The organism is Pedobacter sp. (assembly GCF_046462515.1).
GTDB lineage: Bacteria > Bacteroidota > Bacteroidia > Sphingobacteriales > Sphingobacteriaceae > Pedobacter.
The window spans coordinates 503,832-528,626 of the sequence record NZ_JBKGVD010000009.1; the positions used below are offsets into that span (position 1 = coordinate 503,832).

Here is a 24,795-nt window from a genome sequence, read left to right on the forward strand (position 1 = left end):
AAATTAAACACTTTGGAGTTCCCCCTCTCTTTTTAAGATGTATTCAAAAATACCCTCAACCGGCTTTTGTAAGATTTTTCCTATTTTAATATCATTCGCCGCAAAAACTGCTTTAAGTTCATCCTGATAATAATAAGCAATTGAACCTACAAAGCTGCATTCTAATAACCTGTAGTTCTTATAATCTTTAACATTACTATCTATAAATTCCTGAAAACCGTCTCTGAGCAGGCTTTGAATAAAAGGATGGGATTTGTTAGCAGCCATGAATTTGCTAAATGCTGCCAGATATGAATTAGGAAAAGGCTTTTGATAAATGTGCTCTATTACAATATCTTTGGTTACCGGATAAGCTTGCTTAAACTTATCTCTCAATTCTACGGGCATTGTTTTATAGAGATAAGATAAAAGCACTCTCCTTCCGAAAAAAGTGCCTGAACCCTCATCGCCTAAAATATATCCTAAACCATGTTTGCCGGGATAAACATCTTTGCCATCATAATAGGCTATATTAGAACCTGTTCCTAAAATACATGACAATCCTTTCTTATCGCCACATGTTGCATAAGCAGAGCCTATCAGATCATGATCTACGCTCACATAAGCATTCTTAAAGAAAGAAGATAAGGCATTAGATACCACCTCCCGTTTATCAGGAGAAGAGCAGCCTGCACCAAAAAAGTAGATTTCCTTTACATCCGCAGCTATCTTTGAAAGATCTTTATTCTTACTTAAGATCTTTATGATCTCCTGCGAATTTAAAAAATACGGGTTAATGCCCTGGGTATGGAAATCTAATGTTTCTTTAGAATTATGAGCAATCCAATCTGTTTTGGAAGATCCGCTATCGGCAACTAAAATCATGCTCTAAAAATAATAAATTAATTCAAATTTAACGTTCCGCTAATTTGTTTTAAACTCAACTCAGCAAGCTTGGCCTGGTACTTGGTTTCCAAGAATCGGTTGTTGGCATCTAATTCATTTTTTTGTGCCTCTCTCAGTTCAAGTGGAGTGATACTCCCCAGACGGTATTTTTCCAAGGTAATGTCTAAATTCTGTTTAGCGATATCTAGATTATTCTTCTCTAATTTGATCAGGTCTAAAAAAGTAATGTAGTCCTGGTAGGTTGAAGCCAGTTTAGTTAAGATATCCTGCTTGGTCTTATCTATTTGTATTTGTGATGAATTGATCTCTACTTTTGCATTGCGTTCATTTTGGCGCTGCACAAAGCCATTAAATAAATTAATACTGGCCGTTAGCCCATAACTAAATCCATTAGATCTAAACTGTGTGTTGAAACCCGTAGGAGATTGGCTGCGGTTGAAATCGTAGCCACCGTTTACACTGATCTTTGGATAACGATTGGCATAAACCTGTTTAAGAGATAATTCAGCAATCTTTTTGTTGATTAATGCGTTTTGTAAAGCGGGGCTTAGTTGTTCTGCTTGCGTTATCAGCTCATTGTAATTCAAGGTAGCTTCTAAATCTATTTCTCTGTTTACCGTAAAAGAAGTATTGGCATCCCGGGCTAAAAGATTATTCAAAGCAATCTTATAATTATTTAGTAGATTTTTCTGTTGTAAATAATTAGATGTATCTGCATTGTAATCTACGGTAGCAGAAAGTACATCAAGTTTAGAACCTTTGCCTATTTTCAATTTATTCTGGGCAATTCTAAGCCGCATGTTAGAGATATCCAAACTGCTATCGGCTACCATTACCTGCTGTTGTTGTTTTACAATATTGTAATAAGCAGCTACAACATCGGCTATACTGTTCAGTATCTGTATTTTTAGATTGCTTTCGCCCTGTTTCTCTAAGGCTTTAAATTTATCATAACTGGCAAACATCTTAAAACCATCAAATATGGTCCAATCTAAGCCTATTCCATAAGTAAGGTTGCTGTTTTTAGCACCATCTGTTACACGTTGTGTACCTGTTGATTGAGTTTGTACCGTATTTTGTATACTTCCGCCGGTACCAAAATTTCCCGTAGCTGTAGGCAACATTCCAGAATTTCCTAAAGTTGCATTGTTTTTAGAAATCTCAAGGTCATTCTTTACCAGCTTAATATCATAGTTATTCTGTAGAGTAATCTGGATTGCATCTTTTAATGAAAGAACATTTTGAGCAAATAACTTTTGCTGCATCAGGAATACTAACGTTACCAAAAATATGATTTGCTTATTTTTCATTTGTTAATTCTGTGTCTGGATCTGCACTACTCTGCTCGGCAGAAGCTAAAGAGGCTTTAAGCTCCTTATTTTCTTTGTGTTCTTTAGACCAAAAAGAATAAATAGCAGGTATTACAAATAGGGTTAATATTAATGAAAATAAGGTGCCGCCAATAATTACCGTACCCATACTCATTCTACTTTTAGCTGCGGCCCCTAATGCTAAAGCAATAGGAAGCGCGCCGAATGCAATAGCCAAACTGGTCATCAAAATAGGTCTTAGCCTCGAAACCGCAGCTTCTCTGATGGCTTCCTGTACAGGTTTCCCTTGTTCTTTTAGCTGGTTGGCAAACTCAACAATTAAGATACCATTTTTGGTAACCAAACCAATCAGCATGATTGTTCCTATCTGGCTGAAAATGTTCCAGCTTTGCCCACATAGCCATAGCGATAGAAAAGCACCTGCAACGGCCATCGGTACCGTTAAAATGATAATAATTGGATCTTTAAAACTTTCAAACTGTGCTGATAATATCAGGTAAACCAATAATAAGGCTAATCCAAAAGCGAACATAGTGTTGGATGAGCTTTCTTTAAAGTCTCTCGACTCTCCGCTCAGATCTGTTGTAAAACTATCATCCAGAACTTTTGCCGCAATTTTATCCATTGCTTCAATGCCATCGCCAATACTTTTGCCCGGAGCTAAACCGGCAGATATAGTAGCGGAGATAAATCTGTTATTATGGTACAACTGTGGAGGATTACTCTGCTCTTTTGAAACAATCAAGTTATCTAATTGAATAAGTGCTCCTTTGTTGTTGCGTACATATACAGAGCTTAAGTCTAAAGGATCTTTTCTGTCGCTAACATCAAATTGCCCAATAACCTGATACTGCTTGCCATTCATAAAGAAATAAGAAAAACGCTGGCCACTTAATCCTAATTGAAGGGTCTGAGCAATATCAACGGTAGAAACACCAAGATTTTTTGCCTTTTCGCGATCTATGGTAAGATTTATTTCAGGTTTGTTGAACTTTAAGTTAACATCAGAAGTCGTAAATGTTGGGTCATTAGCCACCTCATCCATAAATAACGGCAATTTTTCTCTTAGTTTTTCAAAGTTTTGGGCCTGTATAATATAGCTTATAGGTAAGCCTCCACGTCTTCCTACCGATATAGTAGGCTGCTGAGTAACGGTTACCTTACCCTCAGTATATTTACGGGTAATTTTAGTTAGCATCTCAGCGATGTCTTTTTGGCTTCTTTCCCGGTCTTCGGGATCAACGAGACCCATTCGTACAAAACCAGAGTTGGTAGAAGAACCGCCAAAGCCAGGCGAAGAGATTGTAATGTTAACGTTTTTCTCGGGAACAGAATCTTGAACCATTTGATTAATCTTCATGATAAACTTATCAGTATAAGCAAAAGAAGACCCTTCTGGTGTGGTTACGTTCATGTTTATAGCACTCCGATCATCATAAGGGGCAGTTTCCTTTTTTAACAAGTTCCAGAAAAGCGCAATCAATGCTGTACAGATTACTAATATAGGAATGGCCAACCATCTACGTCTTAAAAATGAATTAAGACTGTGTTTATATGTTTCATTCAGTTTAATAAAGTAAGGCTCGGTAAACTTATAAAACTTAGAGGGTGCATGCCCACCTTTTTTCATTAAGTAAGCATTTAACATTGGTGTTAAAGTTAAGGATACAAATGCCGAAATGAGTACTGCGGCGCCGATTACTACACCAAACTCCCTAAAAAGCCGTCCTACAAAGCCCTGTAAAAAGATAACCGGTAAGAACACTGCAGCCAAGGTTATAGAAATAGAGATTACTGCAAAAAAGATTTCATTAGAGCCCTTAATGGCTGCCTCAATAGGACTGTAACCCTCTTCAATTTTTTTAAAGATATTTTCAGTTACCACAATACCATCATCAACTACCAAACCAGTAGCCAAAACAATAGCCAGTAAGGTAAGTACATTGATGGAAAAGCCAAAAATATACATGATGAAGAAAGTAGCAATCAAGGAAACCGGTATATCAATCAGCGGTCTAAATGCAATTCCCCAATCTCTAAAGAACAGGTAGATGATCAGGATTACCAACACCAAGGAGATGAGAATGGTTTCAGCTACTTCGGTCACTGATTTCTTGATGAACTTTGTTGTATCGAGTGAAACCTTTAACTGTATATCCTGGGGAACATCTGTTTTTAATTTCTCAAGTCGTTTATAAAACTCTTTGCTAATATCCAGATAGTTTGCACCAGGTTGGGGGATAACACCAATGGCAACCATCGGCTTGCCCGATTCTCGTAAAATGGTTTCCTCGTTCTCAGAGCCTATTTCGGCAACGGCTACATCCTGTAATTTAACCACATTGTTGCTGTCTGATTTTAAGATAAGGTTGTTGAACTGTTCGGCATTAGTCAATTTTCCCATTGTTTTTACCGTGAGTTCAGTAGAAGCACCTGTAAGTTTTCCCGAAGGCAGCTCAACATTTTCGCGATCAAGGGCCGATACGATATCTTGAGTGGTTAATCCATAGGAAGCGAGCTTGTTAGGATCTATGCGCAAACGCATTGCATACTTACGTTGTCCTTGTATCTGCATGCTACTTACTCCAGGAATGGTTTGTATGCGGTCGGCAATTACATTCTCTGCAAAATCACTCAGATCGGTTACACCCCGCTTATCACTTTGTATAGTCATGGATATGATGGCATCAGAGTTTGCATCTGCTTTACTTACAGTAGGTAAGCCATCAATGTCTTTAGGAAGGCTTCGAGCGGCTTGCGATACCTTATCACGTACATCGTTAGCGGCTTCGTTAATATCTTTTCCTAAATTAAACTCTATAGTGATATTACTTGAGCCTTGATTGCTAGAAGAAGTAATGTTCCTAATTCCATCTATGGAATTAATAGATTTCTCTAAAGGCTCGGTAATCTGTGATTCAATAATGTCTGCATTTGCCCCGGGGTAAGAAGTACGAACAGATATAATGGTTGGATCTATGGATGGATATTCTCTGATACCCAAAAAATTATAACCTATTATACCAAACAGTACAATGATCAGGTTCATTACAATTGCCAACACCGGGCGCTTTATACTGGTGGTAGAGATACTCATGGCAATTCTTTAATTTACAATCTTAACTTTTACAGAAGAACCCTGCTTTACAGCCATAGCGCCCGTAGTTAATACCGTATCGCCGGCATTTAAACCTGATTGGATCAGGATACTGGTAGCTGTTCTGGTTCCTGCCTCTACATTTACTTTTTGGGCTTTACCATCTTTTACCGTGTAAACCATTTTGCCATCTAAAATAGGAATAATAGCTTCTGTTGGAATTAAAATGGCATTGTTGATGGTTTGTAGATCTAAACTTACTTTGGCAAAAGACCCCGGCACAAGTTCATTTTTATCATTTCTGGCAAGAGCCTTAACATTTAGTGTACGGGTTTGCTGGTTAATGCCAGGCTCTATAGCAAATACACGGCCTTCAAATGTTTTATGAGAAGCATCAATGGTAAATTTGATCGGTGTATTATTCTTAATCTGTGCAGCATAACGTTCAGGTAAAGAAAAAGAGATCTTTACCGGATTAGTGCTCAATAAATTCGCTATTATTTTATTAGGGGTAAGGTATTCACCTAAAGAAATAGAACGTAAACCAATCTTACCACTAAAAGGCGCATAGATGGATGTTTTAGCTAATTGCGCTTTTAATACCTGTGTTTGGGCCCTTATAGATTGAAGATCTGCTAATGAAGTATCATATTCTTCCTGACTGATAGCTCCTTTTTGTAAAAGTTGTTTAGCTCTATCTTCGTTTGTTGCCGCAAGCTTTTCTTTAGTATTGATATCTTTGATCTGCGCCTGTATATCTTTATCGTTGATCTTAACTAACAGTGTTCCTTTAGATACATTAGAGCCCTCTGTAAAATAAATTCCGGTAACTAACCCTGAAACCTCGCTCTGTAAACTTACAGCTTCATTAGGTTCTATACTGCCTGTCAGTTCAAGATTATTGGTAAAGTTCGAAGTTTTAACAATTATACCTTCAACATTTAACGCCGGACCCCCACCTTTTTTATCTTTTTTAGGACCGCCGTTGCCCGCACCGTCTATTTTTTTGTTTTCGCCAATGCGGTAAAAAATCAGGTAAGCAAGACCCGCAATCAGCAAGAAGTAAATAAAATATCTTTTTTTCATAAATTGAGCTTGTTATGCTAACATACAAAAATATTTAAATGTTTTTTTACAAAGCCACTTGTAGTAAGTATGTTACAGCAGTTAAATAAAGCAGGTAGGCCAATAATTTATTTTAAATTTTAAATTTGTGGTAAACTTAAATTATGATGATAAAAAGAACTGTTTTAGGATTGGTTTTACTACTATCAATTGGCATGACAAGCAAATCGCAGGTAAAAATAGGCTTCGAAATAAGCTTTAAAGAACCACAGGCACATTATGCAGAAGTTGAAATGAATGTTTCGGGCATTGCTGCAAAAAATTACATAGACCTTAAAATGCCAACCTGGACACCAGGGTCTTACTTGATCCGTGAATTTTCCAAAAGTGTTGAAAGTTTTGGCGCAAAAGCAGGCGGAAAGGACCTTAAATTTGAAAAAATCAGTAAAAATACTTGGCGTGTACATAATGTAAAAGCCAATGCCGTTAAGGTAAATTATCGCGTATATGCTTTTGAAATCTCTGTTCGTACACCTTTTATTGATGAATCACATGCATTTTTATCGCCGACAGGTATCTTTATGTATCCTGATGGAATGATAAAAACATCCAGTACGGTTAAGATCGTTCCTTTTAGTACCTGGAGTAAAGTAAGCACTGGTTTGGAACCAGTAAAAGGTGAAAAATTCACTTATACCGCTTCAGATTTTGATATTCTTTTTGACAGCCCTATTGAAGTTGGTAACCAGGATGTGTTTGAATTTGATGCTGCGGGTGTAAAACACGAAGTGGCTATGTATGGCGGAGGTAATTACGATAAAGAGCGTTTAAAGGTAGATATGGCTAAAATTGTTGAAGAAGGTACTAAGATTTATGGGGAAAACCCTAATAAGCATTATACTTTTATTGTTCACAATTATGAAAGAGGAGGAGGTGGTTTAGAACACTTAAATTCAACTACCTTGGGTGCGTCAAGAAATGGTTATGGTTCTGAACGCGGATATAAGAGCTTTCTTTCTTTGGTAGCTCATGAGTATTATCACTTATGGAATGTTAAGCGCTTAAGGCCAAAAGCTTTAGGCCCATTTGATTATGAAAACGAAAACTATACTACAAATTTATGGGTTGCCGAAGGGTTTACTTCATATTATGGAAATAAGTTAATGATCAGAGCGGGGCATGTGGATTTAAATGGATTTATTAATCCGTTATTGGGTAGCGTAGGCACGGTATTGAATACCCCGGGTTCTAAAGTTCAATCTGTTGCATCATCAAGTTTTGATGCATGGATTATTGGTTACCGCCCTAATGAAAATTCTAATAATAACTCTATTTCTTATTATACAAAAGGTGAGGCGGTAGGCATGTTGATGGATCTTGAAATTATCAATGCTACAAAAGGGACTAAAAGTTTGGATGACGTAATGAAGGGCATGTACGACCTTTATTATAAAAACTTAAAAAGAGGCTATACCGATGCGGAATTTAAAGCGATGGTAGAGAAAATTAGCGGAATTAGTTTTACAGGTTTTTGGGATAAATACATTAATGGTACAGACGACATAGACTATGCGAAATATCTTGCTATGGCAGGTTTTAATGTAGTAAATGAGAATGCCAATAGAGAAGTGCCGTTTTTGGGTGTAACAACAATGAGAAAAGATAATAAAGTAGTTATTGCTACAGTATTGCGTAATTCGGGTGCATGGATAGATGGTATCAATGTAAATGATGAGCTGATAAGCATAGACGGTGCCCCGGCAGAACTAGCGGTTGAACGTATGACTCAAATTACAGGCAAGAAAGTAGGAGACCTTGTTAAAGTAGTGGTTGTTAGAGATGGTTTGAAAAAAGAATTAAATGTTAAACTTACAGCAAACAAAGCAATAAGATTAACATACAGTGAAGTTCAAAACCCTACTCCTTTACAACTGGCAGTACGTAAAAAATGGACCGGTCTGTAGCGTATAAGTCTTTAAATAAAAAAGCCTTCACAATATTGTGAAGGCTTTTTTTATGATATGTTCTTCTTAGAAAGTGAAACGTACACCTAAGCCTACATCACCAGCCCAAAAGCCAGTATCAGGCGTTAACTGTAAGGCAGGGATCCAATCTAATGATAAATTGATAGGAGCACCGTTAAATTTATAATCCAATCCTAAAACGCCATTTGCAGATAAATAAAAATCACCGCTGTAACCTTTTACTTTTGCTGAACCAATAGTAGCACCACCTCCGTAAAACCAGTTCAAACCAGGTGCGCCGTTAATTGGGTTATAAACTTCATATAATCCGGTTAAGTTAAAATACTCAACACTTTTGTTGCTTCTAAAGTTACCGATCAACTCCAGCATAGCGTTTTTCTTCAAGCTGGTTTTGAAACTCACACCGTTTGCAGAACCAAATCTACCACCTATGGCATTTTTGTATTCCTGGGCATTCGCATTTGTAGATGTTAAAGTCAATAATGTGGCAGCTGTAATAAGAGTAAATAATACTTTTTTCATAATCATAATTAAATTAAAATGTAACTTGAAGTTCAATTAGCAAGTTTTGTGCCGATATTGTAAAAATTTGACAAAAAAATTAAAAAGCAAAAATATCAGAGCTGTTTTATTAACTAATTGATGGCAAATTGAATGAAAAAATTATGCTTGCATAGCAATTCTGCATTAAAAAATTGCTAAATTAGTATCACTATAAACGCAATAGCTTAAAATTTTGTTTGGTCTTTAAATACTAAATCATATGCCTGTTACCATAACCCGTGTTTTTGATCTTATTAAACACAATCTCGAAAACTTTCCTAAAGACGAATTTATCAGTGGCAAAATTAATGGCAGCTGGAATAAATACAGTACACAATCCTTTGCCCAAGCTACCGATCTGTTGAGTAAAGGATTGGCTGTAAATGGTATTAAGAAGGGATCGAGAGTGGCGCTGATGTCTGCTAACAGGCCTGAGTGGAATATCTGCGATTATGCAGTTATGCAGTTGGGTGCATATCAAATTCCTTTATATCCAACCCTGGCAGAACATGATGTAAAGTTTATTATTGAAAACGCACAAGTAGAAGTAGTATTTGTTGGTGATGAAGCGCTGTATCATAAAATGCAGAATGTTTGTGCAACGGTAGATCATCCTGTTAAAATCTATACCTTAAACGAAGTTGAGGGAGCCGCTAACTGGAATGAGCTGATTGCGCAGGGAAAAGAAGCTGATCACATTGATCTAGAGTCATATAGAGAGCAGGTTAGTGCAGAAGATGTTTTAACTATTATTTATACTTCAGGTACTACAGGCACACCTAAAGGCGTAATGTTAACCCACAACAATCTGGTACAGAACTTCAAGAACTCTGCAATTCTGTTACCCCCAGATATTAAAAAGACTTTAAGCTTTTTACCGCTTTCTCACATTTTTGAAAGGATGATATCTTATCTATATGCTTATTTGGGTCTTTCTATTTATTATGCAGAAAGTATGGATACCATTGTGGCCGATATTCAATCTGTAAAACCAAATGGTTTTTCTACAGTACCAAGATTGCTTGAAAAGGTCTATGATAAGATCATGGAAAAAGGTAAGGAATTAACAGGTATCAAAAAAGCCATATTCTTTTGGTCTGTAGCGCTTGCAGAGCGTTATGATGTAACAAATACATGGTGGTATAACGTTAAATTAGCTGTAGCTCGTAAATTAGTTTTTAAGAAATGGCAGGAAGCATTGGGAGGAGAGATCAAAGTAATCATTTCGGGTGGAGCTGCTTTAAACCCTAGACTGGCCAGGATATTCTGGGCGGCAGGATTACCGGTATTTGAAGGATATGGTTTAACGGAAACCTCACCCGTGATATGCGTAAATAACTTTGATGCCATTATGTTTGGAACGGTGGGCAGGCCAATTAAAGGAGTTGAGGTTAAAATTGCTGAAGATGGAGAGATTTTAACACGTGGTCATAATGTAATGAAAGGCTATTACAACCGCGAAGATCTTACCGCAGAGAGCATAGATCAGGAAGGCTGGTTCCATACTGGTGATATTGGTGAGCTGATAGATGGTTATCTGAAGATTACCGACAGAAAAAAGGAAATATTTAAAACCGCAGGAGGCAAATACGTAGCTCCTCAAATGCTAGAGAACAAGATTAAGGAAACACCTTTTATAGAACAGGTGATGGTACTGGGTGAAAACCGTAAGTTTCCTTCGGCTTTAATTGTGCCAAACTTTGAGACCCTGAAAAACTGGTGTGCGGTAAAGGGGATAAGCTATACCACTCATCAGGAAATGATCAAAAATGAGCAGGTGCTGGATAAATTTAACCGACTTATAGAAGTGGCAAATAAAGATTTTGGAAGATGGGAACAGGTAAAAAGATTTGCGCTTTTAGATAAAGAATGGAGTATAGACGGCGGAGAACTTACCCCTAAATTAAGCTTAAAACGTAAAGTAATACTTGAAAAAAATAAAGATATCATAGAGAAAATTTATAAAGATGCAGAGAACTATCATCCGTAAAACCCAAACTACATTTACCAAAGTATTTTTAACAATATTTATTTTTTCGAGCGGTTTTTACACCTTAAAAGCTCAATCCCCTCAAAAAGCCCGGGAGTTTAAAAAAGGAGCAGTGGTAAGTGCTCACCCCGAAGCGACCAGAATAGGTGTTGAAATTTTAAGAAAAGGGGGCAACGCGGTAGATGCAGCAGTGGCGGTACAATTTGCTTTAGCGGTAGCCTATCCTAATGCTGGAAATATCGGCGGAGGTGGTTTTGCAGTTTATCGCTCAAACAAAGGCGAGATCAACAGTTTAGATTTCAGAGAAAAAGCTCCTGCTGCAGCATTTAAAGATATGTATCTGGATGAGAGGGGAAACCCGATCGTAGATAAGAGCTTATATGGCCATTTGGCATCAGGCGTGCCGGGATCGGTTGCTGGTATGGTAGAACTACATAAAAAATATGGTAAACTAAAATGGGCTGATTTGGTGGAACCAGCAGAAAAGTTAGCTAAAGATGGTTTTCAAATTACCGAACAACAAGCCGGAGAATTTAACAGACACAAGGAACGTTTCCAGCAACATAACCCATTGGGAACTGCATTGGTTAAAGAAGATACCTGGAAAAAAGGAGATCTTTTAATCCAAACAGAACTAGCCAATACTTTAAAACTGATTAAAGAAAAAGGATTTAAAGGATTTTATGAGGGCCCTGTAGCCGATTATATAACAGAAGAAATGCGGCGGGGCGGAGGTATTATAACCAAAGCTGATCTTAAAAATTATAAAGCTGTATGGAGAAAACCCGTTACAGGTTCTTATAGAGGGTATAAAGTTATTACTATGCCGCCTACATCAAGTGGTGGAATTGCTTTAATACAACTCTTACAATCTGTGGAACCCTATCCTTTAAAAAGATATGGCTTCTTATCCGATTCAACTATACAGGTCGTTACAGAGGCCGAAAGGCGTGTGTATGCCGATAGGGCAGAACATTTGGGTGATCCTGATTTTTGGAAAGTACCACAAAAAGAGTTGTTAGCTCCAGATTACAATGTATCCAGAATGGCTAATTTTTCTTTTAACCAAGCCACTCCAAGCTCAGCGGTTAAAGCAGGCGATTTTAATGTAAAAGAGAAAGATGAAACTACCCATTTTTCAATTGTAGATGCAGATGGCAATGCTATTTCAATTACAACAACAATCAATGGCTCATACGGTTCGTTGGTAGTGGTAAAAGGTGCAGGCTTTTTACTGAATAATGAAATGGATGATTTCTCGGTAAAACCCGGAAGCCCTAATTTATTTGGCCTGGTAGGCGGCGCGGCAAATGCTATTGCTCCTCATAAACGTATGCTAAGCTCTATGACACCCTCTATTGTAGAAAAAGATGGTAAATTATTTATGGTAGTAGGTACACCGGGAGGTTCAACTATTATTACTTCTGTTTTTCAAACCATTGTAAATGTTTTGGATTTTGGAATGGATATGCAGGAAGCGGTAAATGCTAAGAAAACACATCATCAATGGTTACCAGACAGAATAGATTACGAGCAGGGCGCTTTAAATGAAGAGCAGATCAAAAGACTTGAAGCAAAAGGATATACATTTTTTAAACGAGCAGCTATTGGAAGGGTAGATGCTATTTTGGTTAAACCAGATGGTACTTTGCAAACCGGAGCAGACCCGAGAGGAGATGACGTTGCCGGTGGATGGTAAATTTTAGCTTTTTAAAATATCTAAAGCAAATGCAGGAATTATTCCTGCATTTTGTGTTTAATTACAGATCGATTTATGCATATGCTCTAGAGATTTAATCGTTCTTAGAGAGTGTTTTGTATAGAAAAATATACAATTATAGCTTTGTGTAACAATAAAGTTATTTTTGTAAAATATTGATTTTTAGTTGTTTGTGTATTTTTTGGTGATGCTTGGTACACCTATTGCCAACTGTTAGGGGTAAAACGATTTTAAATCTAACGTTATGAAATTACATTATCTAAAAACAATATCAGTTGCTTTGACTGGTATATTCATTGGAGGCATTGCCCAGGCACAGGATAATCCGAAGCCTCAATTTAAAACATGGTCTATAGGTGTAAATGCCGGTGCATTAACGGGTGTTTCTCCCTTAGGCGGTAAAAATGATTTTTCAAACTGGAAATCAAGTTTTGGTTATGGTTTGTACATTAAAAACCAAATTACACCATCGTTCTCGTTACGCTTAGACGGAGTAAGAGGAAAAGTAAAAGGAGATAATTCGGAGCCATTTAACAGTGGTGCTGTAATTACTGGTAGTCCTGTTAGTGCTTATTCAACAGATCTTAGGTACTCGGCAACCTTAAGTGGTGCCCTAAATCTGGTTAACTGGAGCATGTTTAAACAACAGAACAACGCACAACTTTATGCAAGCGCAGGTGCAGGTTTAGTTAATTTTGAAACTACTACCACTGCTACTGGAACTGGAGTTCAAACCACTAATCCCGCTATTAACAAATTGGTTATTCCTGTGGGTGTTGGCGCTAAATTCCGTTTATCTGAAGGTGTGAACTTTGATTTAGGCTGGACAATTAACTTTGTTGATGCTGATAACTTTGATGGTTTATATGCTAATAACAACAATGATAAATATAACTATGCTTATGCAGGTTTAGAGTTTGCATTGGGTAAAGGTAAGCAATTGGCTTTCCACAGCCCGGTTGCTGCTACTTATCAGGAAGCTTTAGATGCAAAAAATACAGCTAATTCACTTAGATCTGATCTTGATGCACAGAAAGCTGAAAATGCGAAATTGCGTTCTGATATAAACGAATTATCTAAAGATAGTGATGGTGACGGAGTGCCTGATAAATTTGATAAATGCCCTGGAACACCTGCTGGTACAGTAGTAGATGGTTCAGGCTGTCCTATCAAAATGCCTGCTCCGCAAGTAACTGAAAAAGTGATTGTTACAGAAGCAGATCGTAAAATAGTTAAAGACGCTATTAGTAACTTGGAATTTGATCTAGGTAAAGCTACTATCAGATCTAAATCTTATGCAACTTTAGACAGAGTAGCTGCCTTATTGGTAGAGAAAAACTTTAGCCTTAAACTAGCTGGTCACACAGATAATACTGGTTCAAGAGAATTGAACATGCGTTTATCAAAAGAAAGAGCAGAATCTGTAAAATCTTACTTAGTTTCAAGAGGTGCAAATGCTTCACGTATTGAAGCTACAGGATATGGTCCTGATCAACCAATTGCAACTAATAAAACAGCAGCAGGTCGTCAGCAAAACAGAAGGGTAGAATTTACACTTTATTAAGTATAATATATCTATGAAAAAGCCCGGTAGTTAACTAACTACCGGGCTTCTTATTTTTTGAGCTATTTACAAGTTTTTTCTTCGAAAGTAAATTTACCTCTTTCAAAATTAATCGGTTTGCCCTTTACAAAATAAGAACGGCCATAAGCTGTTTCTATCTGGCCCACACCCATAAATAATTTGCCATCTTTTTTTAAGAAGGCTAATGGATTAGCGTAAGTGGCTTTATCGTTTTCACCAATTTTATAGGTATAATCTACGTATAGAGTGTCGCCCTTAAATTTGCCCTGTACAGTGCCTACATTGGCAGGTTTGTTTTCATAGTTTATGGTTAAATCGCCAAGCACATTAACTGTGTCGGTGATTTTAAGTTTCAAAAAAGCGCTGTCTTTTTCATAACCTGCAGTATAGCATTGCTTAACAGTATCCAATACGGTTTTTTTGCTTTCAGCCTTATTACCATTTCCGCTTTGCTGGCAGCTAAACATAAATGGTAACGTTGTTGCCAATAAAATTAAGGTTTGTTTTTTCATTGTATTGAGATTTAGTTTTAATCAATAAACTTATTATATGCCTAAATGTTTTAAAATGACGATGTTTACTATTTCAATACCCACTCAATCTCATCACTGAAGGTTCTTCCATTATTTTTGACTGTAGCTCTGATTTTATTTTTTCCTTTTTTAAGCGGTACGGCATTAAAGATATAATGAACAGCCGTTTCACCATAAACAGGAGAAGTATTTATTTTTTTACCATTTACAAACAAACTAGGCTCGCCCTGATTTGAATATACTGTAACAGGTGTTATTGCATTTTTACGTTCAATGGTTCTTCTTTCAGTTAAATATATAACAGGTTCTTTACTCCAGTTGGCTTTATACCAGAAAAATGCATCTTTTTTTATTTTTCTATCAAAAGAAACCAATCCTTTCATATTACGGGCGGTTAAGCTTCCTCTGTTCCACATCGGCGTAGCAAAATCGAACATGTTCCAAACATATGAAGCTAGTATTACTGGGTGTTTGGCAATAATTCCCCATTGTTTTTCATGAGTCTTGGTTTCAAAATTCTCCGGATAGAAGGAAGAAGTATAATCCCATTTATCTGGTAAAGTTGCTTGTTCCTGTTGCTGGAAAATGTTACCATCGGCTCCATATTCAGATAAGATTAAGTTATAACCCTGATAATTTTTCTCTATGTTTTGTGCCCATTCTTTCAGATCACCTATATTACCACCGTACCAGCCAAAATAATGATTGATGCCTTGTACCTGTGCGTTTAAATTGGTAGGTCTATTCATTTCGGCATAGCCACTTACTGCTCCGGTATAGCGGTTAGGATCGAGTTTTTGTGCAAGGTCATTCAAATTACGGGTTAAAACAGCCGGGTAATCTGCTGGTGTTTTGCCATAAACTTCGTTATGTAAACCCCAAATATAGATAGAAGGATGGTTATAGTTTTGTTTAACCAATTCTTCCATTTGTTGCTTTGCATTATCAGCTTCATCACGGGTAAATGTGTTTACAAATGGAATTTCTGCCCAAACTAGGAAACCAATAGAATCTGCCTTGGCATACATATACTCGGCTTGCTGATAATGAGCCAACCTTATGGTAGTTGCACCCATTTCTTTAATGATCGCTAAATCTTCAGCGTGCTGTACATTGCTTAACGCACTGCCATAAGCCCAGCGATCCTGATGTCTGGCTACGCCGTGCATAGGATATTTTTTGCCATTAAGAAAAACACCTTCTCCTGCAATCAATTCTATTTTTCGTAAGCCTAAAGGCTGATCAATATGATCTATAATTTTATTTTCTTTAAGTATTTCTGTACTTACCTTATAGAGGTAAGGATTTTCAAGTCCGTTCCATAATGTTGGGTCATTTACAGTAAGATCTTGCGTAATCTCTTGTCTGCCCATTGGCGAAAGTAAATGTTGAGTGATTTTTTGTGTTACCTTTTTGCCCAGGCTATTGTAAATGGTGTTTCTTAGACTAATAGATGTAGGTTTCCCGCTAAGATTTTCTACTTTAACGGCAATACTAACATCTGCCTTTTGTTTACTTACGTTCTTTTGAGTTATGTAAACCCCTGAAGAAGCATAATCGGTAACAGAAATGTTCACCAGATCTGTAATGATAAGGCTTACCGGCCTGTAAATGCCTCCATAAATTCCGAAAAGGAAATGATTAACAGGAATGACATCTGCACGGGCTTTATTGTTTACCTTAATTTTAATCAGGTTGTTTTCACCATATTTAACAGCATAAGATATATCAAAAGCAAAAGCACTATAGCCCCCTTTGTGGCTGCCAATTAAGCTATTGTTAACATATAAATCGGCAACCTGCCCAACGCCTTCAAAGCGTATAAATATTCTTTTTCCTTTTAACTTTTCATCAAATACATAGCTTTTCTCATACAAGGCTTCGCCTTCATAAAAATTATTGCCTGTTTGCATATCAACGGCATTCCAAGTATGAGGAAGGTTAACGTTTTGCCAATGATCTCTGGTTTGTGCAGTATCAGTTATTTTTGCAAATTTCCAATTGTTATTAAAAGGTATGTTGAGGCGTGTGTTTTGCGCCTTGCTTGTATTTGGGCAAAGTAAAATGAACAGCAATAAGGTTACGATGTTTGTAACTGCTTTAGCAAACAACTTTTGTAGGAGATTAAAATTCTGCATATCGTTTTTTGGCAACTACGAATTATCCTAAAAGAAGATCTTCATCATCTTCGCCCAGACTGAGTTGAATATTGTCACTTCCTGAGATACCTTCAATAGAACCTCTGATATGGGCAGCGTTTAAGAGTACCTTTTCTAACTGTTTCTCTCTTGATTTCCATAGTTTTTCCATGGCATCTCGTTCGCGTTGTATGGAAAGTTTCATACTCATAAAACCTTCTCTTATGGCTTTCCATTGCTCATTAAATTCATTACTGGTTAGATAATCATAGAGCATATGCATCTTATCGCCTTTGTTTTCTTGCGATTTTGAAGCATTAAATAACTTAATTATACCATCTCTTAAAATGTGGGCAACAGCCTTGACCTCATCAAAAGAGCAGATCCATACACCATCTTTCTCACCAAAACTGTTCATTCCTTTAGGGTAGGTCTGGGTAACAATAAGCGCCACGTCAACGTTCATGCTGCGCATATCTTTTTTCAGCTTTTCTATCCATTCCATAGAGAAATCTTTGGTGCGCTTACTTTCATAAATAATAGAACCACATTCCTGTCCAAACTGGTTTCTGATTTTATGTATACAATCTGCACCACGCACGCCTTTGCCTACTTCTTCAATCAGATCAAAAGGGAAAGCTACTCTGAGCAATTCTTCAAGAATCAATTCCTGTATTTCGCCTTGTAGCTGCATTGAGCCTTGTTCGGCTTTGCGCTTCATTTCTTCAGCCAGTTTTTTCTGGTCCTCAAGCTGTTTTTCTTTTTCGGCCAGCTTGAGTTTAAACTCTAATTCTATCTGTTGTAAGCGTTGGTTTTCGATATTTCTGATATCAACCGCCATTTTCTCACGTTCTTCTACTAGTTTCTTTTGTATAGAAAGCTCTAGTTCTTCTTCACGACGTTTAATCGCATTCTCTTTTTGCAGGTATTCTAATTCTTTCTGACGGGCAATTTTTAATTTCTCTTCATTTTCTTTATTGGCTTCGTCAAGAACTTTGAGTTTATTTTCAAAATCGGCAGTAACCGATTTTCTTATGTTTTCTGCAACAGCAGTTTGAGCTGCGTTTTTCTCTTGTATTAAGCGTTGCTCAAAAGCGAGTTCTAATTCTTTACGCTGGTTTTCAAATGCTTCTGTTTTTTTCTTGTATTCTTCTTCCTTTTGTTTGGTAAAAAGCTGCATCTTTTCTCTCAGGTCTTTTTTATACTCTTCGGCCATTACCTCCTCAATAGGGAACGTATGATTACAATTAGGACATTTGATTTCTGTTGACATAATAATTTATCAGGGAAAAGCTGAATATCAAAAATACAGAATAGATTTCATGATTGAATAGTTAATTTTGGCATTCATTCTCATCACATGCTTGCAAAAATTATAAACGCCTATAAAACATCTTTTTCGGGTTTGAGCAGACAAACCTGGATTTTAAGTGTGGTAATTTTAATTAACCGTTGCGGGTTTATGGCCGTACCTTTTATGGGATTATATGTAACTCAGGCATTGCACAGACCTGAATCAGATGCAGGTATCATCATTTCACTGTTTGGCTTTGGTGCTATTGCCGGTGCTGCGGCAGGTGGTAAACTTACCGATGTTTTTGGGTTTAGACCGGTGCAAATCATAGCTTCTTTGGTAGGTGGTTCATTTTTTCTGGTGTTTGCGTTTATGAAAGACTTTAATACGCTTTGTATGCTGGCATTGGTCATCAGTTTTTTTTCTGAAGCTTTTAGACCGGCAAACTATGCGGCTATTGCTTCTTATGCAACCAAAGGAACCGAAACCAGATCGTATTCGTTAAATCGTCTGGCTACCAATATAGGCTGGGCGTTTGGGGTAAGTATGGGAGGAATATTGGCATCCATCAATTATAAACTGCTTTTCTTTGTAGATGGCACCATTAGCATATTTGTGGCTATTGCTATATATATGGTGCTTCCAACTGTAAAAACCGGTTTAAAGCATGCCAAAGAGAAAGTGCTTGCTAAAATCAGGAAACCATGGCAAGATATTTTGTTTATTAAATTTCTAATTCTTTCTACTTTATTTACCACATGCTTTTTTCTGATGTTCAGGGTAGTACCGGTATTTTATAAAGATGTATGGCATTTAGATGAAGCATTGATTGGTTTTGTATTGGGCTTGAATGGAATTATTATTGCCATTTTAGAAATGGTAATGATTAGCAAGATTGAACATAAACGATCTTCTATCTATTTTATTGTGATGGGTGTAATAGTGGTAGGCCTTTCATTTGCAGTATTGATGCTGCCAAAATTTGCACCTTTAGTTTTAGCTATTATTAGCATTATCCTGTTTACCTGTGGAGAAATGCTTTCACTTCCTTTTTTCAATAAGTTTGTGGTAAATAGGAGTAATGATAATAACAGGGGATTATATGCCGGAGGTTATACTTTAAGTTGGTCTGTTGCGCAAGTGGTAGGGCCTTCAAGCGGTTTTTATATTGCCGAAAAGTTTGGATATAACGTGCTTTGGGCAGGTATTACCGTTTTATTATTAGGTTGTGCCTATGCATTTAGCCTGCTACGAAACAATTCGGAGTTTTAGATGATTAATCTATTATGTATATTTAGACCAATCATAAAAAAATACATCACTACATGAAAAAGCGCATCCATATTTTAGAAGACGACCACGATATTGCTTACATTATTGAGTATCTGTTAAGTGACCAAAATTACGAGGTACAGATCTCATCAAGCTTTGCCGAATTAAAAGAACAGCTAAGAGACTCCATTCCACATTTGTTTATTCTGGATGTGATGCTGCCCGACGGAAATGGGATAGATATTTGCAGAGACCTCAAAAATGACGAGTTTACCAAACATATTCCGGTAATTGTAATGTCGGCAAATGTAAAAGGTAAAAAAATGAGCGAAGATGCCAGCCCTGATGCTTATATCAGTAAACCTTTTGATCTGGATGAGATACATGCCACAATCAAAGAACTCATAGATTAACTAGGTTTTCGTAAAAGAAATGTAAATACAGTAGTTAAAATTGCAGCTCTACGGTTAAAAAACCTCAAAATGTGTAATTTGCAACTGTTAGAAATGCCATCAGGAAAAACCACATATTACAATGATACCAAATTTGTAAAAACCAATTTACCGGGGTTTTTAGGCAATGTTATGCATTTCGAAAACTGTAGTTTTTCTACTATAGATTTCAGTGAAATAAACCTTAACTATTGTGCATTTGTAGATTGTGAGTTTGAATACTGCAATCTGAGCATGCTTAAGTTAAATGGTTCCATACTAAACAACGTAACCTATAGAGATTGCAAACTAACCGGTACAGATTTTAGTCGTACTAACGAGACCTTTTTTAGCGTTAACTTCTACAACTGTTTATTAGATTATGCAGTGTTTTTTAAAAGAAAAAACAAGAAAGGTGTATTTAAAGGCTGCTCGTTAATTGGTACAGACTTTACTGAAGCAGATCTTAGCGAAGCCGTTTTTGAAGGCAGTAATCTGGATATTGCGGTATTTATGCAAACCAACCTAAGTGGTGCAGACTTTAGGCAGGCAATTAATTTTGTAATAGATCCTGAACAGAATTTAATTAAAAAGACTCGGTTTGAGCTTTGGGGTTTACCAGGCTTATTGGCTAAATATGATCTGAAGATTGATAAATAGAAGAAAAATAATTAAGAAAACAATTTAAAATGAATAAAAATCAAATTAAAAAACTGGTTGCGCTTGCTCTTTTGGCAACGGCACCGTTTATGTCTTTTGCACAAAAAGAAAAAGCAAACTGGCAAAATCTTGATCTTAAAACCGACAGCGTGTTTGGTATCAGTACAGAAAAAGCTTATACCGAATTGTTGAAGGGCAAAAAATCTACACCAGTAATTGTAGGTGTATTAGATGGAGGGGTAGATTATCTACATGAAGATTTAAAACGGGTAATGTGGGTAAATAAAAAAGAAATTGCTAATAATGGCAAAGATGATGATAAAAATGGTTTTATTGATGATATACACGGGTGGAATTTTGTAGGGGGTAAAGAAGGTTCAGTAAATTATGAAACCTTAGAGTTAACCCGTTTGGTTCGCAGAGATAGTAAACGTTTTGCCAATACTACCGTTCAGAATGTTGCAGAAAAAGACCGTGCAGCTTTTGAGGCTTACTTAAAAAATAAAGAAACACTTGAGAGAGATCTTGAAACTGCAAAAAGTGGTTTGGAAGGCGCTACAAGAGTTAAAAATCTGATTGATGATCTGGTTAAGAAAGTAGGTAAAGATAATCCTACTGTTGAAGAACTGCGTGCTTATACGCCAAGCGGACAAACAGAAACCAATATCCGCAACAACGTGATCAGAAATATGGGTAAAGGCGATTTCAAAACCTTTTATGAAGAGCGTATCAAAGGCGCGTATGATTATTACTATAACCAGGTTAATTATAACTTAAATCTTAACTATGATCCGCGTGGGATAGTAGGTGATAATCCGGATAACAGCAATGAGAAAAACTATGGTAATAATGATGTAAAAGGTCCTGATGCATCGCACGGAACCCATGTTGCAGGTATAATTGGTGCTGATCGTACCAATAATTTAGGTATAAAAGGAGTAGCTGATAATGTGTTGATCCTTGCTGTACGTAATGTGCCAAATGGCGATGAGCGTGATAAAGATGTGGCTAATGCTATCCGCTATGCGGTAGATAACGGCGCAAAAGTTCTGAACATGAGTTTTGGTAAAGCTTATTCATGGGATAAAAAAGTGGTTGATGATGCTGTGAAATATGCCGTAAGTAAAGATGTTTTGTTGGTACATGCAGCAGGTAATGATAACAAAGATTTAGATGTAGAAAATAACTTCCCTACCAATAAATATTTAGATGGAGGTGTAGCCAGTTCATGGATTACTGTTGGAGCTTCTACCCCTACAGATAACCAGAACCTGAAAGCAGGCTTTTCTAACTACGGAAAAACAACTGTTGATGTTTTTGCCCCAGGTTATAATATTTATTCTACTTATCCAGAGCAGCAATATAAAGATGAAAATGGTACAAGTATGGCTTCGCCTGTAGTTGCGGGTCTTGCGGCTTTAATCCGTTCTTATTACCCTAAGTTAACCGCTGCACAGGTTAAAGAGATTATCATGAAATCTGTAGAGAAAGTAAATCATAACGTAACCGTAATAAAAGACGGAAAAGCTGAGAGTGTACCTTTTGCAGATCTTTCTGTAAGTGGTGGTGTTGTAAATACTTACAATGCTTTAAAGCTGGCGGCAACATATAAATAACTTCTTCTTGAGAGGTTAAATAAAAGGGTTGTTTTAAAAGTTGGTCGTTACCCTGACCTGAAAATGCTTCAGATTCTGGAACAAGTTCAGAATGATGAATTTCAAGACTTTTGAAGCAACCCTTTTTATTATTTAATCTAAGGGTAAAATACCTAAGGCCTGGTATATCTCTGCATACAGCAATCCGCCTCCTCCGCCGTAATGTTTGGTTACGGGTATATTAGGATAGTGTGTTGTAAGGAATTGCATGAATTGCTCTTCATCTGTTGTATTTATGCCCGCGCCTATTAGTATAAGACAGAGAGCATGTTGCTTGCAGGTCTGTATAGCTTCGGCTATATTGGTAGCAGTTTCAGCAATAAATTGCCCGTTTTTTTCAATTAAACGAGTAATTGTTTTTATTATAGGTTCATTGGTGCCAATGATTAGGATTTTTTTCATTTTAGAAATGTATAGGTACTTCCATCAATAGAAACTTACTGTTGGTTAAAGCTTTGATTTCTACATTATCTGTATTCCAGATACCAAAGCCATCTCTGGTTTCGATGGTTTTGCCATCAATTTCAAGGTTTCCTTCTAACAAAAAGATGTAAACACCATTATCTTCTTTATGGATTTTATAGTTTTTTGAAATGCCCGCATCAAAATTGCTTAAGCTAAACCAGGCATCTTGATAAATCCATACTCCGTTATCGTTACTGTCTGGAGATAAGATCTGTACAAACTCATTTTTGGTCTGGTCATCAATTTTTTGCTGATCGTACCTCGGGGTTACATTCCTTTTGTTGGGAAATAACCAGATCTGAAGAAATTTAACTGGTTTTTCAGGATTCGGGTTATACTCAGAATGGTAAATCCCGGTTCCGGCACTCATTACCTGTATTTCACCGGTTTTTATGGTTGCTGTATTACCCATGCTGTCTTTATGTTGTAAATCTCCTTCTAGAGGAATAGAGATAATTTCCATGTTATCATGAGGATGCTCGCCAAATCCCATGCCTCCGGTAACAAAATCATCATTTAAAACTCTTAAGGCTCCGAAATTTATTCTTTCGGGGTTATAATAACCGGCAAAGCTAAAGGTATGATAGCTTTTTAACCAGCCATGATCTGCCGCTCCGCGACTGTTGGCTTTATGAATAATTGATTGTGACATTTTTTCCTCCTGTTTTAATATGACAAAGTTAAGGAGCTGATTGTTTATGGTTATTGATGTAGGTTAAGAAATAAGACTACAAACATGGCTTTGTAATGTTTTAAAATAGTTGACTCATGCCCTTAACTTCTTAGCTTAAATCTTTAAATTAGAAACATGATTAACAGGGCAACCTATCAAGCCGCAAAAATTGTAGCACCTTTAGTAGAAGAGCATTTCGCCACCTTACTGGAAGAGGCTAGTGCTGCCGGAGAGATTGATCTTGCTCCACAACCTCCCGCCAGAGTAATAGAAGCTATTGTAGATGCTGCTTTTTGGGTAAGCTTACGTAAGGAAGAAGGACATTCTGCCAAAATATCTTTGGCTTTCTTACCTCCTGAGCAATCTGGCAATGCCTTACTGTTTAAGCATAATTTACCTCTAAGTCCTAATATTTTAACCAAAATAGCGCCGGGCGTAGAGCGCAGTGGTGTTTATCTGGGGGTTTGGCACGATGGTTATGATCTGTATGTTTGGGGAACTACGCTTACTATGCCTAACTGCTGTTTGGTAGTAGATGTTTCAGATCCGGCGCTCTTAGTAATCAAGCACAGACGTATTCATGGTTTTGGAAAATTTACCAATGTGGCAGTTTTAAAAGGCGAACAGATTAAACTCATTAACCAGAAAAAAGCTGAGAAAATAGGCGAGTGTCCGGGCATATTAATTTCTTTGTTAGACCTTGCAGGCCCTTCTGATCATAATGATTACCTCAATGTAATGATACAGCTTGCGGTATCTATGCGGGCGCATGGCAGAGGCGGAGCTGTTTTGGTTGTCCCGCAAAATACACGTGAGTGGGAGCATTCGGTCATTCATCCGATAACCTACCATCTTACGCCTTCTTATAATGGCCTGGCTAATCTGGTAAGGAAAGACCGTAGCGTAGCCAGCGAGATTTATTTGCAGGCTGCTTTAAAGAAAGAAATAGAATATGTAGGTGGCTTAACCGCTATTGATGGTGCTACGGTTATTACCGATGAATATGAATTGTTAGCTTTTGGTGTAAAAACCAGCAGGGCGCACAGTAATGAACATATACAGGAAATCTTGTTTTTTGAACCAATAAATGATGTTGCTGCGGTAGTTATCCATCCTGCTAAGATTGGTGGTACAAGGCACTTGTCTGCTGCCCAGTTTGTATTTGATCAAAAAGATGCGTTGGCTTTGGTTGCATCACAAGATGGGCACTTTACTGTTTTTAGCTGGTCTGAAAAATTAAATATTGTACAGGCACAGCGAATTGATGCTTTATTGTTATAGACTTAATATAGCTACTTATATAGAAGAGAATACAGCCGAGCATATGGTTAGGATAAGCATAATTAACATTACCAGACGGTCTGTTTTTACTCTTTCCTCATAGGTACTTTTAGTAACTGCTTTTTTCTCGCTTTTCTCAAAAGCCTGGCTAATGGAAAAACCTGTTTGACGTGCTTCTGCTAACATATGCTT

Annotated in this window: 20 protein-coding genes; 9 read left to right on the forward strand and 11 right to left on the reverse strand. The window is 37.1% G+C overall.

Annotation, left to right across the window (positions count from 1 at the left end):
• Positions 1 to 3 precede the first annotated feature (3 nt).
• From ACLHG9_RS14155 to ACLHG9_RS14170, 4 genes are read right to left on the reverse strand one after another with little or no spacing between them, the layout of a single operon-like run.
• Positions 4 to 864 (reverse strand): N-acetylglucosamine kinase, encoded by an 861-nt coding sequence (locus ACLHG9_RS14155; RefSeq protein ID WP_410222151.1) that lies wholly within the window; start codon positions 862 to 864, stop codon positions 4 to 6.
• Between the two features lie 17 nt (positions 865 to 881).
• A complete protein-coding gene (locus ACLHG9_RS14160) occupies positions 882 to 2,195 on the reverse strand; it encodes a TolC family protein (protein WP_410222152.1) in 1,314 nt (437 codons plus the stop codon).
• Positions 2,185 to 5,313 (reverse strand): efflux RND transporter permease subunit, encoded by a 3,129-nt coding sequence (locus ACLHG9_RS14165; protein ID WP_410222153.1) that lies wholly within the window; start codon positions 5,311 to 5,313, stop codon positions 2,185 to 2,187. Before ACLHG9_RS14165 ends, ACLHG9_RS14160 begins: the two co-directional genes overlap by 11 nt.
• A 9-nt stretch (positions 5,314 to 5,322) precedes the next feature.
• Positions 5,323 to 6,399: an efflux RND transporter periplasmic adaptor subunit gene (locus ACLHG9_RS14170; RefSeq protein WP_410222154.1), complete on the reverse strand. Its 1,077-nt coding sequence runs from the start codon at positions 6,397 to 6,399 to the stop codon at positions 5,323 to 5,325.
• Positions 6,400 to 6,542: 143 nt separating this feature from the next.
• Between ACLHG9_RS14170 and ACLHG9_RS14175 the strand changes: the two genes are divergently transcribed.
• Entirely contained in the window at positions 6,543 to 8,342 is a 1,800-nt protein-coding gene (locus tag ACLHG9_RS14175) for a M61 family metallopeptidase (protein WP_410222155.1), read from the forward strand.
• A gap of 66 nt (positions 8,343 to 8,408) precedes the next feature.
• Here the strand turns inward: ACLHG9_RS14175 and ACLHG9_RS14180 are convergent, their stop codons facing one another.
• A complete protein-coding gene (locus ACLHG9_RS14180; protein WP_410222156.1) occupies positions 8,409 to 8,885 on the reverse strand; it encodes a hypothetical protein in 477 nt (158 codons plus the stop codon).
• 241 nt (positions 8,886 to 9,126) lie between these two features.
• On the opposite strand from ACLHG9_RS14180, the gene ACLHG9_RS14185 reads away from it, so the two are divergent.
• The 3 genes from ACLHG9_RS14185 (at position 9,127) to ACLHG9_RS14195 (ending at position 14,180) form a co-directional block, all read left to right on the forward strand.
• Positions 9,127 to 10,896: an AMP-dependent synthetase/ligase gene (locus ACLHG9_RS14185; protein WP_410222157.1), complete on the forward strand. Its 1,770-nt coding sequence runs from the start codon at positions 9,127 to 9,129 to the stop codon at positions 10,894 to 10,896.
• Positions 10,874 to 12,595: a gamma-glutamyltransferase gene (gene ggt, locus ACLHG9_RS14190; RefSeq protein WP_410222158.1), complete on the forward strand. Its 1,722-nt coding sequence runs from the start codon at positions 10,874 to 10,876 to the stop codon at positions 12,593 to 12,595. Before ACLHG9_RS14185 ends, ggt begins: the two co-directional genes overlap by 23 nt.
• A 265-nt stretch (positions 12,596 to 12,860) precedes the next feature.
• Complete coding sequence (locus ACLHG9_RS14195) at positions 12,861 to 14,180, forward strand: OmpA family protein (protein ID WP_410222159.1); 1,320 nt, start codon at positions 12,861 to 12,863, stop codon at positions 14,178 to 14,180.
• A gap of 62 nt (positions 14,181 to 14,242) precedes the next feature.
• Here the strand turns inward: ACLHG9_RS14195 and ACLHG9_RS14200 are convergent, their stop codons facing one another.
• From ACLHG9_RS14200 to ACLHG9_RS14210, 3 genes are all read right to left on the reverse strand, one after another.
• Positions 14,243 to 14,713 carry a hypothetical protein gene (locus ACLHG9_RS14200; protein WP_410222160.1) on the reverse strand — a complete coding sequence of 157 codons (471 nt, stop codon included), beginning with the start codon at positions 14,711 to 14,713 and terminating at the stop codon, positions 14,243 to 14,245.
• A gap of 68 nt (positions 14,714 to 14,781) precedes the next feature.
• Complete coding sequence (locus ACLHG9_RS14205; RefSeq protein WP_410222161.1) at positions 14,782 to 16,872, reverse strand: glycoside hydrolase family 2 TIM barrel-domain containing protein; 2,091 nt, start codon at positions 16,870 to 16,872, stop codon at positions 14,782 to 14,784.
• Between the two features lie 22 nt (positions 16,873 to 16,894).
• Positions 16,895 to 18,145 (reverse strand): DUF2130 domain-containing protein, encoded by a 1,251-nt coding sequence (locus ACLHG9_RS14210; protein WP_410222162.1) that lies wholly within the window; start codon positions 18,143 to 18,145, stop codon positions 16,895 to 16,897.
• Between the two features lie 87 nt (positions 18,146 to 18,232).
• On the opposite strand from ACLHG9_RS14210, the gene ACLHG9_RS14215 reads away from it, so the two are divergent.
• The 4 genes from ACLHG9_RS14215 (at position 18,233) to ACLHG9_RS14230 (ending at position 22,145) form a co-directional block, all read left to right on the forward strand.
• Positions 18,233 to 19,438, forward strand: coding sequence for an MFS transporter (locus tag ACLHG9_RS14215; RefSeq protein ID WP_410222163.1), 1,206 nt, complete (start codon positions 18,233 to 18,235; stop codon positions 19,436 to 19,438).
• 53 nt (positions 19,439 to 19,491) lie between these two features.
• Positions 19,492 to 19,851 carry a response regulator transcription factor gene (locus ACLHG9_RS14220; RefSeq protein ID WP_410222164.1) on the forward strand — a complete coding sequence of 120 codons (360 nt, stop codon included), beginning with the start codon at positions 19,492 to 19,494 and terminating at the stop codon, positions 19,849 to 19,851.
• 69 nt (positions 19,852 to 19,920) lie between these two features.
• Positions 19,921 to 20,529 carry a pentapeptide repeat-containing protein gene (locus tag ACLHG9_RS14225; RefSeq protein ID WP_410222165.1) on the forward strand — a complete coding sequence of 203 codons (609 nt, stop codon included), beginning with the start codon at positions 19,921 to 19,923 and terminating at the stop codon, positions 20,527 to 20,529.
• Positions 20,530 to 20,558: 29 nt separating this feature from the next.
• Complete coding sequence (locus tag ACLHG9_RS14230; RefSeq protein WP_410222166.1) at positions 20,559 to 22,145, forward strand: S8 family peptidase; 1,587 nt, start codon at positions 20,559 to 20,561, stop codon at positions 22,143 to 22,145.
• Between the two features lie 132 nt (positions 22,146 to 22,277).
• On the opposite strand, the gene ACLHG9_RS14235 is transcribed toward ACLHG9_RS14230, so the two are convergent.
• Both ACLHG9_RS14235 and ACLHG9_RS14240 read right to left on the reverse strand, forming a co-directional pair.
• Positions 22,278 to 22,586, reverse strand: a complete 309-nt coding sequence (locus ACLHG9_RS14235; protein WP_410222167.1) for a hypothetical protein — start codon at positions 22,584 to 22,586, stop codon at positions 22,278 to 22,280.
• A gap of 1 nt (position 22,587) precedes the next feature.
• Positions 22,588 to 23,301: a pirin family protein gene (locus ACLHG9_RS14240; protein WP_410222168.1), complete on the reverse strand. Its 714-nt coding sequence runs from the start codon at positions 23,299 to 23,301 to the stop codon at positions 22,588 to 22,590.
• Between the two features lie 156 nt (positions 23,302 to 23,457).
• On the opposite strand from ACLHG9_RS14240, the gene ACLHG9_RS14245 reads away from it, so the two are divergent.
• Positions 23,458 to 24,603, forward strand: a complete 1,146-nt coding sequence (locus ACLHG9_RS14245) for a putative sensor domain DACNV-containing protein (protein ID WP_410222169.1) — start codon at positions 23,458 to 23,460, stop codon at positions 24,601 to 24,603.
• A gap of 15 nt (positions 24,604 to 24,618) precedes the next feature.
• Here the strand turns inward: ACLHG9_RS14245 and ACLHG9_RS14250 are convergent, their stop codons facing one another.
• Positions 24,619 to 24,789 carry a hypothetical protein gene (locus ACLHG9_RS14250; protein ID WP_410222170.1) on the reverse strand — a complete coding sequence of 57 codons (171 nt, stop codon included), beginning with the start codon at positions 24,787 to 24,789 and terminating at the stop codon, positions 24,619 to 24,621.
• Positions 24,790 to 24,795 lie beyond the last annotated feature (6 nt).

Excerpts from the sequence above, each read along its gene's own strand:
- ACLHG9_RS14215 (WP_410222163.1), top strand. The coding sequence starts at position 18,233 with ATGCTTGCAAAAATTATAAACGCCTATAAAACATCTTTTTCGGGTTTG.
- ACLHG9_RS14230 (WP_410222166.1), top strand. The coding sequence starts at position 20,559 with ATGAATAAAAATCAAATTAAAAAACTGGTTGCGCTTGCTCTTTTGGCA.
- ggt (WP_410222158.1), top strand. The coding sequence starts at position 10,874 with ATGCAGAGAACTATCATCCGTAAAACCCAAACTACATTTACCAAAGTA.
- ACLHG9_RS14175 (WP_410222155.1), top strand. The coding sequence starts at position 6,543 with ATGATGATAAAAAGAACTGTTTTAGGATTGGTTTTACTACTATCAATT.
- ACLHG9_RS14235 (WP_410222167.1), bottom strand. The coding sequence starts at position 22,586 with ATGAAAAAAATCCTAATCATTGGCACCAATGAACCTATAATAAAAACA.
- ACLHG9_RS14225 (WP_410222165.1), top strand. The coding sequence starts at position 19,921 with ATGTGTAATTTGCAACTGTTAGAAATGCCATCAGGAAAAACCACATAT.
- ACLHG9_RS14210 (WP_410222162.1), bottom strand. The coding sequence starts at position 18,145 with ATGTCAACAGAAATCAAATGTCCTAATTGTAATCATACGTTCCCTATT.
- ACLHG9_RS14160 (WP_410222152.1), bottom strand. The coding sequence starts at position 2,195 with ATGAAAAATAAGCAAATCATATTTTTGGTAACGTTAGTATTCCTGATG.
- ACLHG9_RS14170 (WP_410222154.1), bottom strand. The coding sequence starts at position 6,399 with ATGAAAAAAAGATATTTTATTTACTTCTTGCTGATTGCGGGTCTTGCT.
- ACLHG9_RS14205 (WP_410222161.1), bottom strand. The coding sequence starts at position 16,872 with ATGCAGAATTTTAATCTCCTACAAAAGTTGTTTGCTAAAGCAGTTACA.
- ACLHG9_RS14165 (WP_410222153.1), bottom strand. The coding sequence starts at position 5,313 with ATGAGTATCTCTACCACCAGTATAAAGCGCCCGGTGTTGGCAATTGTA.
- ACLHG9_RS14155 (WP_410222151.1), bottom strand. The coding sequence starts at position 864 with ATGATTTTAGTTGCCGATAGCGGATCTTCCAAAACAGATTGGATTGCT.
- ACLHG9_RS14200 (WP_410222160.1), bottom strand. The coding sequence starts at position 14,713 with ATGAAAAAACAAACCTTAATTTTATTGGCAACAACGTTACCATTTATG.
- ACLHG9_RS14240 (WP_410222168.1), bottom strand. The coding sequence starts at position 23,301 with ATGTCACAATCAATTATTCATAAAGCCAACAGTCGCGGAGCGGCAGAT.
- ACLHG9_RS14245 (WP_410222169.1), top strand. The coding sequence starts at position 23,458 with ATGATTAACAGGGCAACCTATCAAGCCGCAAAAATTGTAGCACCTTTA.
- ACLHG9_RS14195 (WP_410222159.1), top strand. The coding sequence starts at position 12,861 with ATGAAATTACATTATCTAAAAACAATATCAGTTGCTTTGACTGGTATA.
- ACLHG9_RS14220 (WP_410222164.1), top strand. The coding sequence starts at position 19,492 with ATGAAAAAGCGCATCCATATTTTAGAAGACGACCACGATATTGCTTAC.
- ACLHG9_RS14185 (WP_410222157.1), top strand. The coding sequence starts at position 9,127 with ATGCCTGTTACCATAACCCGTGTTTTTGATCTTATTAAACACAATCTC.
- ACLHG9_RS14180 (WP_410222156.1), bottom strand. The coding sequence starts at position 8,885 with ATGAAAAAAGTATTATTTACTCTTATTACAGCTGCCACATTATTGACT.
- ACLHG9_RS14250 (WP_410222170.1), bottom strand. The coding sequence starts at position 24,789 with ATGTTAGCAGAAGCACGTCAAACAGGTTTTTCCATTAGCCAGGCTTTT.